We start from the raw sequence: 13,250 nt of genomic DNA, 5'->3' as shown, positions 1-13,250 counted from the left end.
GAGCCCGGAGGGGCCGTCGGTGTGCAGGGCGGCGAGCGCGGGCGCCGACGCCGGGTTCTCGGCCGGGCCGCCGACGTAGACCGTCAGCGCGCCGGATCTCGCGGGGGCGTGGCGGGACGTGGTGACGTGCCGGGCGCCTGCCGCCTTCAGCGTGGCGGTGGTCAGGTCCACGGCGGCCGGGTCCGATGTCGCGCCGGTGACGACCGTGACGGTGGGGGTGAGGGTGATCCGGTCCGTGCGCTGCTGTTCGGTGTGCGGAGTCGGGGTGATGGCGGGTGGCCCTCCGTCCGGCGCCGGCCCGGCGAGGGCCTGGCCGGAGCCGAACGTGAGGGGAGCGGCGGTCAGGGCGGCCACGGCGACGACCGCCATGAGGGGCGTCCTGCGAGTTCTGTGCTTCGTGCGGAACATAGGCGAGCCTCCACGGTTGGCACATGCTCTAGCGGACTAGACCACCTTGAAGATGCACTGTCAATGTTGCGCGAAGGGACGGTACTTCGAGCAGCTTCAAGCAAACGGGGCGGGTTCCGACGGGTCGGACGCATCGGTGCGGACCGTGACCTCCAGGTGCTCCAGGCCGCGCAGACCGTTGTTGATCAGCGGTTTCGAGTCCACGATCTCGAACCGGCTCACGCGGTCGGCGAGGCGGTCCAGGAGCGTGCCCATTTCGAGGCGGGCCAGGTGCATACCGACGCAGACGTGCTCGCCGCGGCCGAACGCCAGGTGGTCCGAGGGGCGGCGGGTGATGTCGAAGCGCTCCGGGTCCGGGTAGTGGGACGCGTCCCGGTTCGCGCTGCCGTAGAGCAGTGCCACCCGGCTGCCGGCGGGGAGCGAGACCCCGTCGATCTCGTGGTCCTCGGTGAGGACCCGGCTGAACTGCGGGACCGGGGACTCCAGGCGCAGCGACTCGTTGATCGCGTGCGGGATCAGGGTCCGGTCGGCCCGCAACAGGCCCCACTGGTCGGGGTGTCGGGCGAAGAGCGCGATCGTGCCGGTGATCGCGAGGATGGTCGTGTCGAGGCTCGGCGTGACGTAGTCGAGCATCAGCGCCGGGCACTTGTCGCGCGCCAACTCCCCGCGGTCCGCCGCCCGGTGCAGGTGCGCGGCCCAGCCGTCGGGGTCGATGCGCCCGGGGACCGCCTCGTGGGCGACGAAGTCCATGAACTCCCCGACCACGGGCGCCGCCTGCGTGAAGCGCTCGTCGGCGGGGCCCTGCATGTCCCACATCGCCGCGGCCCACTCCAGCATCTTGTCGCGCCCCCGGTCGGGCAGGCCGACGAGGTCGGACACGACGGCCATGGGCAGGTGCTCGGCAAGTTCGGTCGCGGCGTCGAACCGGCCCCGGGCGACCAGCTTCGCGACGATCCGCTCGGCCTCCGCCTCGATGGTGGGGGTCACCTCGCGCAACCGGTCCTGGCGCAGCGGACGACCCAGTACGGCGCGCATCGCGGTGTGCTCGGGCGGGTCGCTGCACAGCGTGATCCCCTCCAACTGGGCGTTCATCCCCGGGTCGACGAACACCCCGCGGGCCGAGGAGAAGGTCCGCCAGTCCATGAGCGCCGCCCGCACCTCCTGGTAGCGGGGCAGGGCGTACAGGTCGTGGCGGGTCAGGTGCACCACCGGTCCGAGTGCGCGTAACCGCTCGTAGATCGGGTACGGGTCGGCCCGCGCCGCGGGGGTGTAGAGATCGACGTCGCTGACCGGTATCGCGGACATACACGCTCCAGGGTGCACGGGGCCCCAACGCCCCACGGCGCGGGCCCGGTTCGGCATCGGACACGGAAGATCCCGGCGATCCTCGCATGCCGCCCGTGGAGGCGTCGCCGCTCAGCGGGAGGGGTGCGCGGCGTCGAGGACGAACGCCGCGCCCTCGCTCGCCGGCGGCAGGCCGAGGACCGCGCGGGCGGCCATCTCGCCGAAGACCGGTGCGTTCTTGAAGCCCTTGCCGGAGAAGCCGGCGCAGACGAGGACCGCAGGCATGCCCGGATGTTCCCGCAGGAACTCGATGCGGGAGTGCGTGTAGGCCTCGAAGTAGGCCTGGGCGCGCATCGGATAGTCGTCCAGCGTCGGGAACAGGTCCCGCGCGACGGCCCGGACGGGAGCGAGGTCCTCGTCGCTGATGCGCAGAGGCGCGGTGTCCGGGGACTCGACGGGCAGGTGGTCGCGGAACCCGACGCCCAGCTTCATGGCCAGGCCGTCCGCGGTCGGCAGCCCGTAGGAGTAGTCGGGTTCCGTGCGCAGGTAGGGGAGCATGCCGTCGAGCGTGTGACCGGCCTTCGGCAGGTACCACGACGACAGGAGGCGGCGCGTCGCGAGGTACGGGGCGATGTCCGGCAGCAGGGTGGCGGTCCACGCGCCCGCCGCGACGATGACGCGGTCATAGCGCTCCCTGCCCTCGCCGGTCACCACGTCGACCTGGTCGCCGACCTGGTCGACGGCCGTGACGCGGCATTCGCGCAGGATGCGTGCGCCGCGTGCGAGGGCCGCGTCCGCGGCGGTACGCACACTGCGCTCGGGAAAGATGATCCCGGCGCCCTTGTCGAGGATCGCCACCTCGTCCTCGTGCAGCCGGAACGCGGGAAAGCGCCGCTGTGCCTCCTCGCGGCCGAGCACCTCGGCGCGGCTGCCCAGGACGGCTGCGCTCTCAAGGGCGATCCGTGTCGCGGGACTTGCCGTGCTGCCGAGGGCGAGGGCGCCGGTGAGATTGCGCAGGGTGCGCCCGGACTCCTTCTCGAGCTCGCGCCACAGGAGGTCGGAGCGGCCGGTGAGCGGCAGGTATTCCAGGTGCTCCGCGTCGATGTGGCGGAACAGCCTGGTCTCGCCGCCCGCGGCTCCGCGGGAGTGCCCTGGGCTGAAGAGCTCGTACCCGGTCACGTCGGCGCCGTGCCGGGCGAGCTGCCAGAGCGTCTGCGCTCCGATGGTTCCCGTTCCGATCACGGCGATGCGCGCAGGGGACATGGGGTCAGACCTCGATTCCGGCGTACGGGCCGCGGTGGGGTGCGGGTCAGTAAGTGGGGGGCGCCATGGCCCACATGACCTTCGCGGGGTGCGTGCCGGTGCGTTCGACGACCTTGTGGGGGTGGCCACTGTTGTAGCTCACGGAATCGAGCGGTCCGAGGGCGTGGGTGGTGGCGCCGACCTGCAGATCGACCTGGCCTTCCAGCACCACGAGGAGCTCTTCCGAAGCGCCGTGCGTGTACTGGTCCGTGCCGGTGTCGCCGCCGGGCTCGAAGGTGCCGAGGAGGACTTCGAGGTGGTCGAAGTGCGCCGGGGTCAGCTTGACCTTGGCGGCCTTGTTGCCGAACTGCCTGCTGGTGGCGTCCGCGAACCGCAGCACCGGCCGGGTCGGCGTGCTGCTGGACGCGAAGAGATCACCGACGTCGAGCTTCAGCACGCCGCAGATCTTCTGCAAGGTGCTGACGCTTCCGTTGGCCCGCCCGCGCTCGAGCTGTGACAGGTAGCCGACGGTGATGCCCGTGGCTTCGGAGACCTGCTGCAGCGTCAGGTGGAGCGCTTTGCGGCGGCGCCGGAGGCGGTCCCCGAGCGTGAGGTCGGAGTCTTCAGGCGCGGACATGTCGGCGACGGTACACGAGAGTTGGCATCCTGTCTCAAAAAATTATTCTCTCAGCACTCATGATCATGAGTCGGATCCGCTGTGTGTCCGCCCCGGCGGGACCGGGTCGCCGACGCGCTGCTCGCCGCCCTTCGACGCGTGACTGCGCCGGAGCAGTGAGCGGCCCGCCCGCCTGCCCACAACTGGGCTGGTACAAACGGCACTTACGCGCCTGGCGGGCGTCATCGGCGGACGGCTGGTTTCCGCCGCAGCAGGGGCAAACATCGCCCGGGCGCGATCAGCGTATCGAGTTAATCCCGGCGGCTTTCCTTGGCTCGGGGCGCGAACCGGCGGTTACTGTTCCACCGGATCTGGACGGATCCACCGCCTCTGTGTGGATCGACCGGCTCTATACGGATTCTCAACCCTGCGCCCCTTATTCCCTTATCGCTTCGTCGCCTCATGGCGCCCTCATACACGCATGCCCCGAGTAGGGAGAGCTCGCCCGATGACTGTTGACCTGAGCCCGCAAGAGCGAGCGGAGACGCCCCGGCAGACCAGCCTGGGCACGGCGGCCGCCCGCAATCTCGCCCACACGACCAAATCCGCCCCGCAGATGCAGGAGATCACCTCCCGCTGGCTGCTGCGGATGCTCCCGTGGGTGGAGACCAAGGGCGGGGCCTACCGGGTGAACCGGCGCTTGTCCTACACCGTCGGTGACGGCACCGTGGAGTTCGTCCAGGACGGCGCCCGCGTCCGGGTGATCCCCCGGGAGCTCGGCGAACTCGCGGTGCTGCGCGGCTTCGACGACGTGGACGTCCTGACGGCCCTCGCCGACCGGTGCGAGCAACATGACTTCCGCGCCGGCGAGACGCTGGTCGAACGCGGCGCGCCCGCGGACCGGCTGCACCTGATCGCGCACGGCCGCATCAGCCAGACCACCGTCGGCCAGTACGGCGACGAACTCGCCCTCGACGTCCTCGCCGACGGATCCCAGTTCGGCGAACACGCCCTGCTGGACGAGGACGCCCGGTGGGAGCACACCGCCACCGCCGAGACCTCCGGCACCCTGCTCACGCTGTCGCGCGCCGACTTCGCGGCCGTGGTGTCCGGCGCGCCGGGCCTGCAGGAACACATCGACGAGTTCACCTCGCTCGCCGGCCGCCGGCAGAACCACCGCGGCGAGGCGGAGATCGCGATGTCGGCCGGCCACACCGGCGAGCACGAACTGCCCGGCGCGTTCGTCGACTACGAGACGAAGCCGCGCGAGTACGAACTCTCGGTCGCCCAGACCATTCTGCGGATCCACACGAGGGTATCCGACCTCTACAACGGGCCGATGAACCAGACGGAGGAACAACTCCGGCTCACCATCGAGGCGTTGCGCGAACGGCAGGAGCACGAGCTCGTCAACAACCGGGAGTTCGGGCTGCTCCACAACGCCGACTTCAAGCAGCGCATCCAGCCGCACTCGGGTCCGCCCACCCCCGACGACATGGACGAACTGCTCTGCCGGCGCCGCGGCTCCAAGTTCTTCCTCGCCCACCCCAAGACGATCGCGGCGATCGGGCGCGAGTTCAACGCGCGCGGGATCTACCCGGACCACGTCGACCTCGGCGGCCAGCAGGTCCCGGCCTGGCGCGGGGTCCCCATCCTCCCGTGCAACAAGATCCCCATCACGCCGGAGCGGACCAGCTCGATCCTCTGCATGCGTACCGGCGAGGAGAACCAGGGCGTCATCGGCCTGCACCAGACCGGCCTGCCGGACGAGTACGAACCGGGACTGTCGGTCCGCTTCATGGGCCTGAACGAGCAGGCGATCACGTCCTACCTCGTCAGCACCTACTACTCCGCGGCCGTCCTCGTGCCGGACGCGGTGGGCGTGCTGGAGAACGTGCAGATCTCCCGCTGGCCCCGGTAGCAGCGCCCAGGCAGCAGTACGCAGTCGCCCATTTTCCCGAGGAGCCCTCGATGTCCGTTCCGGTGCCGACACCGTTCGCCGATCTGCAACGCATCCTGCGCGGCCCGAGCGGCCTCGGCACGGCGAGCCTCTACCCGACCCCGCGCCAGGAACCGCGGCCGCCCGAGGACCCCGCGACCGACGGCCGGCCGATCCCGGGCCTGTACCACCACCCGGTGGCCGAGCCCGACCCGGTGCGGGTCGAGGAGGTCAGCCGCAGGATCAAGGCGTGGGCGCTGGACGAGGTCAGCCTGTACCCCGACGACTGGGAGGAGGAGTTCGACGGCTTCTCCGTGGGCCGCTACATGGTGGGCTGCCATCCGGACGCGCCCACCGTCGACCACGTGATGATCGCCACGCGTCTCATGGTGGCCGAGAACGCGGTGGACGACTGCTACTGCGAGGACCACGGCGGCTCGCCCGTCGGCCTCGGCGAACGCCTGCTCCTCGCGCACACCGCACTCGACCCCCTGTACACGACGCAGGAGTACCAGCCGCAGTGGGCGCAGTCGCTGCACGCGGACGCACCCCGGCGCGCCTACCGCTCCGCCATGGAGTACTTCGTCCAGGAGGCCAGCCCCTCCCAGACCGACCGGTACCGGCACGACATGGCCCGGCTGCACCTCGGCTACCTCGCCGAAGCGGCCTGGGCACAGCTGGACCACGTACCCGAGGTGTGGGAGTACCTGGCGATGCGCCAGTTCAACAACTTCCGCCCCTGCCCGACCATCACCGACACCGTCGGCGGCTACGAACTGCCGGCGGACCTGCACGCGCAACCCGCCCTGCAGAAGGTCATCGCGCTGGCGGGGAACGCGACGACCATCGTCAACGACCTCTACTCGTACACCAAGGAACTCGACGCACCCGGCACGCACCTGAACCTGCCCGTCGTGATCGCCGAACGAGAGGGACTGTCCGCCAAGGACGCCTATCTCAAGTCGGTCGAGGTCCACAACGAGCTCATGCACGACTTCGAGGCACAGGCCGCGGCCCTGGTCGCCGCCTGCCCCGTCCCGAGCGTGCAGCGCTTCCTGCGCGGCGTGGCCGCCTGGGTGGACGGCAACCACCACTGGCACCGCACCAACACCTATCGCTACAGCCTGCCCGACTTCTGGTAGGAAGAATGGACGCATCTGTGACCAGCACCGAACTCACCGCCCCCGACGCCACGTTGAGCATCCCGGGCCCGGCGACGCCCTACCAGGGGGACATCGCCCGCTACTGGGACGGGGAGGCCAGGCCCGTGAACCTGCGCCTCGGCGATGTCGACGGTCTCTACCACCACCACTACGGCATCGGCGACGTCGACCACGCCGCCCTCGGTGACGCCGCGGACAGCGAGAGCGAGAAGAGGCTGATCGCCGAACTCCACCGACTGGAGTCCGCGCAGGCCGAGTTCCTCCTCGACCACCTCGGCGACATCGGGCGGGACGACACCCTGGTGGACGCCGGCTGCGGGCGCGGCGGCTCCATGGTGATGGCGCACCAGCGCTTCGGCTGCTCCGTCGAGGGCGTCACGCTCTCGGCCAAGCAGGCCGAGTTCGCCAACCGGCGGGCCCGCGAACTGCGCATCCAGGACCACGTGCACGCACAGGTCCGCAACATGCTCGCCATGCCCTTCGAGACCGGGCAGGCCGCGGCGTCCTGGAACAACGAGTCCAGCATGTACGTCGATCTGCAGGACCTCTTCGCGGAGCACTCCCGCGTGCTGGAGGTCGGTGGCCGCTACGTGACCATCACCGGATGCTGGAACCCGCGCTACGGCCAGCCCTCGAAGTGGGTCTCGCAGATCAACGCGCACTTCGAGTGCAACATCCACTCGCGCCGGGAGTACCTGCGCGCCATGGCCGACAACCGCCTCGTCCCGCAGGCCGTCGTCGACCTCACCCCCGCCACGCTGCCCTACTGGGAGCTGAGGGCCACGTCCTCCCTGGTCACGGGGATCGAGGACGCGTTCATCAACTCGTACAAGGACGGCTCCTTCCAGTACCTCCTCATCGCGGCGGACCGGGTCTGACGCACGGGTGATGACCCCGGCCCGCGTCCTGACCCTCCCCACGGCGGGGCTCCGAGGGCAGTGACGTGGGCCGGGGCGCCGGTCGCGGCCGGCGCCTCCCGCACGTCCCTGCGGCGGCCGGCCGGACACCTGCAAGGACATCTCCGTTGACCCCCGAGGCAGGCCGGGGGTTCCATCTCCCCATAAGGAAAGCCGTGTGGGCGGGAACGGACCCAGGTGGGGAGACATCACACACATGCCAGCTCAGCGAGAACTCGGTGTGGCCGTCGTCGGCACCGGCAAGATGGGCGCGGACCACGTGCGCCGCATCGAGCGGGTCATCAGCGGCGCGCGGGTGACCGCCGTCGTCGACATCGAGGCGGAGCGGGCCAAGCCCCTGGCCGAGGCGATCGAGGGGTGCACGGCCTACACCGAGCCCGCCGCCGCCATGGCGGCGCACGACGTGGACGCCGTCCTCATCGCCTCGTCCGGCACCGCCCACGAGGCGGCTCTCCTCGCGGCGCTCGGCCGTGACTTGCCCGTCCTGTGCGAGAAGCCGCTCACCCCCGACGCGGCCTCCGCGCTGCGCGTCCTGGAGGCCGAGCAGCGCCTCGGGCACCGACGCGTCCAGGTGGGCTTCATGCGGCGGTACGACGCCGAGTACCTGAAGCTCAAACGCCTCCTGGACAGCGGCGAGTTGGGCCGGACACTGATGCTGCACCACCGGCACCGGAACCTGTCGCTGCCGCCGGGGTTCACCAACGCGATGCTCATCACCGACTCGGTGGTGCACGAGACGGACGTGACGCGCTGGCTCCTCGATCAGGAGATCACCGCGGTCAGCGTGCGCAAGGCGGCCCCGTCGTCGCTCGCGCCCGAAGGCCTGGACGACCTTCAGCTCGTCCTGTTCGAGACCGGGTCGGGCGCCCTCGTCGACGTCGAGATCTTCGGACACTGCGGCTTCGGCTACCAGGTGATCGCGGAAGCGGTCTGCGAACGGGGCGCCGTGCGCATCGGGGACGAGCCGGGCCCGCGGGTGAGCGCCGACGGCCGTTGGGGCGGCCGCATCACGCCGGACTACATCGAGCGGTTCGAGGACGCCTACGACCGGCAGGTCCAGGCGTGGGTGGACGCCACCCGGCGCGGCGAGGTCACCGGGCCCAGCGTCTGGGACGGCTACGCGGCGGCGGTGGTGAGCGAGGCGGGCGTGCTCGCGCAGCGTGAGGGACGGCGCGTCGAGGTCGAGCTGACCGAGCGGCCGTCCGGGTACCGCTGAGGCGTTCCGGCGGGCCGCGCCGAGGTCAGGGCCCCCGGGGCCGCCTCGGCCGCCGCCGCACCACGGCATACAGTCGCCCTCATGAGTCGTTGGCAGGAACTGACCGGGGGCACCTCCGGAAGCGAGTACGCCGAGCGCTTCGCGGCGCTGGCCCGCAGTGGGAAGGACGTGCACGGCGAGGCCCGGTTCTGCGCGGCCCTGGTGCCTCCCGGGGCGCGCGTGCTGGACGCCGGATGCGGCACGGGGCGGGTCGCGATCCGGCTGGCCGAGCTCGGGTACGACTGTGTGGGGACCGACCTCGACGCCTCGATGCTCGCGGTGGCGAGGGCCGAGGCGCCCGAGCTGCCGTGGGTGCGGACGGATCTCGCCGCGTTCGACCCGGCCGCGCTCGGCCTCGCCGCGGACTTCGACCTCGTGGTCGCCGCCGGCAACGTCTTCCCGCTGCTCGCGCCCGGCACCGAGGCCACGGTGGTCGAGCGGCTGGCCGCGGCCCTGAAGCCGGGTGGCCTGCTGGTCGCGGGCTTCGGCCTGGACGCCGCCCACCTGCCCGTGCCGCCCGGCCTCACGCTCCCGCAGTACGACGCGTGCTGCTCCGCCGCCGGGCTCGCCCTCGTCGAGCGCTTCGCCTCCTGGGACGCCGACGCCTACGACGGGGGCGGCTACGCCGTCAGCGTCCACCGCGCCGCGCCCTGATCACGCGCCCCGGTCATCCATGGACGGAGCGCGCTCCCGGGCCGTCGCCCCGGAAGCGCCGGCCCATGGCGATCTCCTCGCCGATCACGGACCAGACGGTGTCGTCGTCCCGGAAGGGGACCGGGTCGACGCCGCTCGTGTCCGCACCGATGCGCTCGACCTCGCGCGCCGGTCGCTCGACGTCGGCTTCCTCGTCGCGGTCGTCGCCGCTGGAGGTGAACTCGTCCAGCACGGGGAGAGCTCCGGATGCGGCGGCATCACGGATGCCGTGGCCCGGTGAATGCCCGCCGCCGTCACCCGGACGGCCCGGACAGTTGGCCGCCGGGGGCGGCGGGTGATGGCCTGGCCCTCCGGAGCGAACATCGATGGAGGGGTGCGGGCCATGGCCGATTCCGGCGACACGGTGCAGGAGACGTTCGCGTTCGCGTGCGGCAGTTGCGGCGAGACGTGGCAGCGGACCTACGAGGTCATGTTCTTCACCGACCCCGCGGGCCTGACGCGCCAGGAGTACGTGGACGAGGCCGGGGCGGCGGTGCGGTCACCGCTGGTCGAGGCGATCTGCCCCAAGTGCGGCGGCCGGCAGGTGCACGCGGTGACCCCGGAACTGCTGGAGCGCGCGCGCTCCGCCGAACACGCCGAACACCCCCACCTGTTCCGCTTCACGCACCGCAACTCCCGCAACGACGACGCCTCTTAGCGCAGCGTCGGGTGCTCAGTGCGCCCAGATGCCGCGCACGTGCCCGAGATGACGGGACATCACGTCGCGTACGCGTGGCGCGTCGCGGGCCAGCAGCGCGTCCAGGATCTCGTGGTGCTCCTCCGCGGATGCCTGGAGGCGGCCCTGTTCGACCAGGGCCGTCAGACCGTAGAGCCGGGAGCGCCCTCGCAGGTCCCCGACGACGGTGACGAGATGCTGGTTGCCGGCGAGCGCGAGGAGCCGCAGATGGAAGGTGGTGTCCGCGTCCACGTACGCGATGAGGTCACCGTCCGCCGCGGCCGCCACGATCGCGTCGGCCGCCTCCCGCAGCGCCTCCACGGCGACGGGGTCCGCCGAGTCGGCGAGTGACGCGGTCGTGGGGATCTCGATGAGCGAGCGGATGTGGGTGTACTCGTCGAGCTGCGCCTCGGAGACGGCGGCGACCCGGAACCCCTTGTTGGGCACGGGAGCGACCAGACCCTCCTTGCAGAGGTCGAGCATGGCCTCGCGCACCGGGGTGGCCGAGACGCCGAACCGGGCGGCGAGCGACGGCGCCGAGTAGACCTCGCCGGGGCGCAGTTCACCGGCGACGAGAGCGGCGCGCAGCGCATGCACCACGCTCTCCCGGTAGTTGGGCCGGGTCCCGCCCAGGCTGGGCAGGGCAGGGCCCGCCGGGGCCTCGGTGCGCCGAACGGCCATGGGTGGTCCTCCAATGTCACGTGCCCCCAGTATTCCCGCGGGCGGTGGGGCTCAGAGCACGAACCCCGCGGGGAACGGATCGCCGGGGTCGAGCAGGTACTGGGCGGTGCCGGTGATCCAGGCCCGCCCGGTCACGGTCGGCACCACGGCGGCCGTGCCCGCCACGTCGGTCTCCGCCACGAGCCGGCCGGTGAACTCGGTGCCGATGAAGGACCTGTTGCGGAAGTCCCGGTGCAGCGGAAGCTCACCGCGGGCGTGCAGCTGGGCCATGCGGGCGCTGGTGCCGGTGCCGCACGGTGAGCGGTCGAACCAGCCCGGGTGGATGGCCATGGCGTGCTGCGAGAGCCGGGCGTCCGAGCCGGGGGCGGCGAGGTAGACGTGGTGGACGCCGTGGATGGAGGGGTTCTCGGGGTGGACGGGCGCGTCCTCGGCGTTGATGGCGTCCATCAGGGCGAGTGCCGCGTCGAGCATGTCGTCCTTGCGGGCCCGGTCGAAGGGCAGGCCGAACCGGTCGAGCGGCAGGATCGCGTAGAAGTTGCCGCCGAAGGCCAGGTCGTAGGTGACGGTGCGCCCGTCGGGCAGGATGGCCTTGCGGTCCAGGCCCACCACGAACGACGGCACGTTGCGGATCGTGACGGCCCTGGCCGCGCCGTCCTCGACGGCCACCTCGGCGACGACGAGCCCCGCGGGCGTGTCCAGCCGGATGGTGGTGACCGGCTCCACGACGGGGACCATGCCGGTCTCGACGAGGACGGTCGCCACCCCGATCGTGCCGTGCCCGCACATCGGCAGGTAGCCGGACACCTCGATGTAGACGACGCCCCAGTCGCAGTCGGGGCGGGTCGGCGGCTGGAGGACGGCTCCGCTCATCGCGGCGTGCCCGCGCGGCTCGTTCATCAGGAGCTGCTTCAGATCGTCGCGGTTCTCGCGGAACCACAGGCGGCGTTCGTCCATCGTGGCGCCCGGGAGGGTACCGACGCCGCCGGTGACGACGCGGGTGGGCATGCCCTCGGTGTGCGAGTCGACGGCGTGCAGGACGAGCTTGCTGCGCATGGTGGGTGCCTTCCTCTCGGCGGAGCCCTAACGGAGACCGAGGGCCACGGCCTTCTCGGTGGCTTCGCGCACGGCCTTCTCCTGCTCGGGCAGGAGCGGCACGCGTGGGGCACGGCACGGGCCGCCGCGGCGGCCGACGATGTCCATCGACAACTTGATCGCCTGCACGAACTCCACCTGGGAGTCCCAGCGGTACAGTGCGTGCAGCTTCTTGTAGAGCGGCACGGCCGTCGCCAGATCGCCCTTGACCGCGGCGTGGTACAGCTCGACCGCCGACTTCGGCAGCGCGTTCGGGTACCCGGAGATCCAGCCCCTGGCGCCGCCCGCGGCCAGCTCCAGCAGGACGTCGTCGGCGCCGATCAACACATCGAGATCGGGGGCGAGTTCCTCGATGCGGTAGAGGCGACGGGGGTCGCCGGAGAACTCCTTGACGCCCTTGATGTACCCGGCCGCGTGCAGTTCCGCGAGCAGTTCGGGGGTCAGGTCGACCTTGGTGTCGTGCGGATTGTTGTACGCCACGATGTCGATGCCGACCTCCGCGACGGCGGCGTAGTGCGCGCGCACCGAACGCCCGTCGGCCCGGTACGCGTTCGGGGGCAGCAGCATGACGGCGGCGCAGCCCGCGTCCTTGGCCTGCTGCGCCCAGCGCTTCGCCTCGTCGCAGCCGTAGGCCGCCACACCGGGCATCACCTTGGCGCCGCCGATGGCGGCGACCGCCGTCTCGACGACCTCGGCGCGCTCTTCGGGGGTGAGGACCTGGTACTCGCCGAGGGAGCCGTTCGGGACGACGCCGTCGCAGCCCTGGGCCACCAGCCACGCGCAGTGGTCGGCGTACGCCGCGAAGTCGACGCTCAGGTCGTCGTTCAGGGGCAGGGCGGTGGCGACGAGGACGCCGCGCCAGACGGGGTGGTGCTCGGTGAGGGACATCGGAGCCTCTTCCTGTCATTCCTGCTCGGAGGGTGCTTCGGGGTCGGCGAGAACACGGAGGGGGACGGGGCGGGCGAAGGGCCGCCTGGCCGCACCGGAGGGGCAGCCCGCGACTCCCGCGACGCCGGGCCCGCAGACACGGCCCTGGCACCAGCCCATGCCGGCCCGGGTGAGGAGTTTGACGGTCCGCAGATCGGTGGCGCCGAGTGCGTCGACCGCCGCGCGGACCGCACCGGCCGGCACCTCCTCGCAGCGGCACACCAGGGTGTCGTCGGTGACCTGCTCGGCCCAGTGCGCGGGCGGCGCGTACACGGCGTCGAGGGCCGAGAAGAACGACCGCAGTCTTCTACGGGTCCGCGCCGCGGCCCGCCGGTCGGCGGCCCGGGGGCGCTCGCC

The 13,250-nt window shown here is 71.6% G+C and carries 13 protein-coding genes and 2 pseudogenes; 6 read left to right on the top strand and 9 right to left on the bottom strand.

The window, feature by feature from the left end; genetic code table 11:
• The 4 genes and pseudogenes from G3I40_RS06560 to G3I40_RS06545 form a co-directional block, all read right to left on the bottom strand.
• Nucleotides 1–369 (bottom strand): annotated as a pseudogene (locus G3I40_RS06560) (glycoside hydrolase family 20 zincin-like fold domain-containing protein); the annotation flags it as partial.
• A gap of 135 nt (nt 370–504) precedes the next feature.
• Nucleotides 505–1,713 (bottom strand): cytochrome P450, encoded by a 1,209-nt coding sequence (locus tag G3I40_RS06555; protein WP_164301209.1) that lies wholly within the window; start codon nt 1,711–1,713, stop codon nt 505–507.
• 111 nt (nt 1,714–1,824) lie between these two features.
• Entirely contained in the window at nt 1,825–2,955 is a 1,131-nt protein-coding gene (locus tag G3I40_RS06550; protein ID WP_164301208.1) for an FAD-dependent oxidoreductase, read from the bottom strand.
• Nucleotides 2,956–3,001: 46 nt separating this feature from the next.
• Nucleotides 3,002–3,571 (bottom strand): helix-turn-helix domain-containing protein, encoded by a 570-nt coding sequence (locus G3I40_RS06545; RefSeq protein WP_164301207.1) that lies wholly within the window; start codon nt 3,569–3,571, stop codon nt 3,002–3,004.
• A 487-nt stretch (nt 3,572–4,058) separates the two neighbouring features.
• On the opposite strand from G3I40_RS06545, the gene G3I40_RS06540 reads away from it, so the two are divergent.
• The 5 genes and pseudogenes from G3I40_RS06540 (at nt 4,059) to G3I40_RS06520 (ending at nt 9,478) form a co-directional block, all read left to right on the top strand.
• Nucleotides 4,059–5,471 (top strand): family 2B encapsulin nanocompartment shell protein, encoded by a 1,413-nt coding sequence (locus tag G3I40_RS06540; protein WP_164301206.1) that lies wholly within the window; start codon nt 4,059–4,061, stop codon nt 5,469–5,471.
• Nucleotides 5,472–5,554: 83 nt separating this feature from the next.
• Nucleotides 5,555–6,631, top strand: a pseudogene (locus G3I40_RS06535) (family 2 encapsulin nanocompartment cargo protein terpene cyclase); the annotation flags it as partial.
• Nucleotides 6,632–6,648: 17 nt separating this feature from the next.
• A complete protein-coding gene (locus tag G3I40_RS06530; protein ID WP_164301205.1) occupies nt 6,649–7,530 on the top strand; it encodes a geranyl diphosphate 2-C-methyltransferase in 882 nt (293 codons plus the stop codon).
• Between the two features lie 235 nt (nt 7,531–7,765).
• Nucleotides 7,766–8,785 carry a Gfo/Idh/MocA family oxidoreductase gene (locus tag G3I40_RS06525; RefSeq protein WP_164301204.1) on the top strand — a complete coding sequence of 340 codons (1,020 nt, stop codon included), beginning with the start codon at nt 7,766–7,768 and terminating at the stop codon, nt 8,783–8,785.
• An 81-nt stretch (nt 8,786–8,866) separates the two neighbouring features.
• On the top strand, nt 8,867–9,478 hold the full coding sequence (locus tag G3I40_RS06520) for a class I SAM-dependent methyltransferase (RefSeq protein ID WP_164301203.1): 612 nt from the start codon (nt 8,867–8,869) through the stop codon (nt 9,476–9,478).
• 13 nt (nt 9,479–9,491) lie between these two features.
• Here the strand turns inward: G3I40_RS06520 and G3I40_RS06515 are convergent, their stop codons facing one another.
• Nucleotides 9,492–9,710: a hypothetical protein gene (locus G3I40_RS06515; protein WP_164301202.1), complete on the bottom strand. Its 219-nt coding sequence runs from the start codon at nt 9,708–9,710 to the stop codon at nt 9,492–9,494.
• Nucleotides 9,711–9,860: 150 nt separating this feature from the next.
• Here G3I40_RS06515 and G3I40_RS06510 point away from each other — a divergent pair, with 150 nt between their 5' ends.
• Nucleotides 9,861–10,175, top strand: coding sequence for a hypothetical protein (locus tag G3I40_RS06510; protein ID WP_164301201.1), 315 nt, complete (start codon nt 9,861–9,863; stop codon nt 10,173–10,175).
• 15 nt (nt 10,176–10,190) lie between these two features.
• Here G3I40_RS06510 and G3I40_RS06505 read toward each other — a convergent pair whose 3' ends face one another.
• The 4 genes from G3I40_RS06505 to G3I40_RS06490 all read right to left on the bottom strand — a co-directional run.
• On the bottom strand, nt 10,191–10,874 hold the full coding sequence (locus G3I40_RS06505; protein ID WP_164301200.1) for a GntR family transcriptional regulator: 684 nt from the start codon (nt 10,872–10,874) through the stop codon (nt 10,191–10,193).
• Nucleotides 10,875–10,925: 51 nt separating this feature from the next.
• Nucleotides 10,926–11,927 (bottom strand): proline racemase family protein, encoded by a 1,002-nt coding sequence (locus G3I40_RS06500; protein ID WP_164301199.1) that lies wholly within the window; start codon nt 11,925–11,927, stop codon nt 10,926–10,928.
• 27 nt (nt 11,928–11,954) lie between these two features.
• Nucleotides 11,955–12,854: a dihydrodipicolinate synthase family protein gene (locus G3I40_RS06495; RefSeq protein ID WP_164301198.1), complete on the bottom strand. Its 900-nt coding sequence runs from the start codon at nt 12,852–12,854 to the stop codon at nt 11,955–11,957.
• Between the two features lie 15 nt (nt 12,855–12,869).
• Nucleotides 12,870–13,250: (2Fe-2S)-binding protein (locus tag G3I40_RS06490; RefSeq protein WP_203643546.1), on the bottom strand; the 381-nt coding region annotated here is incomplete at its 5' end.

Origin of the sequence: Streptomyces sp. SID14478 (genome assembly GCF_010548525.1) — a bacterium.
Lineage (GTDB): Bacteria > Actinomycetota > Actinomycetes > Streptomycetales > Streptomycetaceae > Streptomyces.
Note: the sequence above shows the minus strand (reverse complement) of the source record. Positions and strands in the feature narration are given on the sequence as shown.

Excerpts from the sequence above, each read along its gene's own strand:
- G3I40_RS06555 (WP_164301209.1), bottom strand. The coding sequence starts at position 1,713 with ATGTCCGCGATACCGGTCAGCGACGTCGATCTCTACACCCCCGCGGCG.
- G3I40_RS06550 (WP_164301208.1), bottom strand. The coding sequence starts at position 2,955 with ATGTCCCCTGCGCGCATCGCCGTGATCGGAACGGGAACCATCGGAGCG.
- G3I40_RS06545 (WP_164301207.1), bottom strand. The coding sequence starts at position 3,571 with ATGTCCGCGCCTGAAGACTCCGACCTCACGCTCGGGGACCGCCTCCGG.
- G3I40_RS06540 (WP_164301206.1), top strand. The coding sequence starts at position 4,059 with ATGACTGTTGACCTGAGCCCGCAAGAGCGAGCGGAGACGCCCCGGCAG.
- G3I40_RS06525 (WP_164301204.1), top strand. The coding sequence starts at position 7,766 with ATGCCAGCTCAGCGAGAACTCGGTGTGGCCGTCGTCGGCACCGGCAAG.
- G3I40_RS06520 (WP_164301203.1), top strand. The coding sequence starts at position 8,867 with ATGAGTCGTTGGCAGGAACTGACCGGGGGCACCTCCGGAAGCGAGTAC.
- G3I40_RS06510 (WP_164301201.1), top strand. The coding sequence starts at position 9,861 with ATGGCCGATTCCGGCGACACGGTGCAGGAGACGTTCGCGTTCGCGTGC.
- G3I40_RS06505 (WP_164301200.1), bottom strand. The coding sequence starts at position 10,874 with ATGGCCGTTCGGCGCACCGAGGCCCCGGCGGGCCCTGCCCTGCCCAGC.
- G3I40_RS06500 (WP_164301199.1), bottom strand. The coding sequence starts at position 11,927 with ATGCGCAGCAAGCTCGTCCTGCACGCCGTCGACTCGCACACCGAGGGC.
- G3I40_RS06495 (WP_164301198.1), bottom strand. The coding sequence starts at position 12,854 with ATGTCCCTCACCGAGCACCACCCCGTCTGGCGCGGCGTCCTCGTCGCC.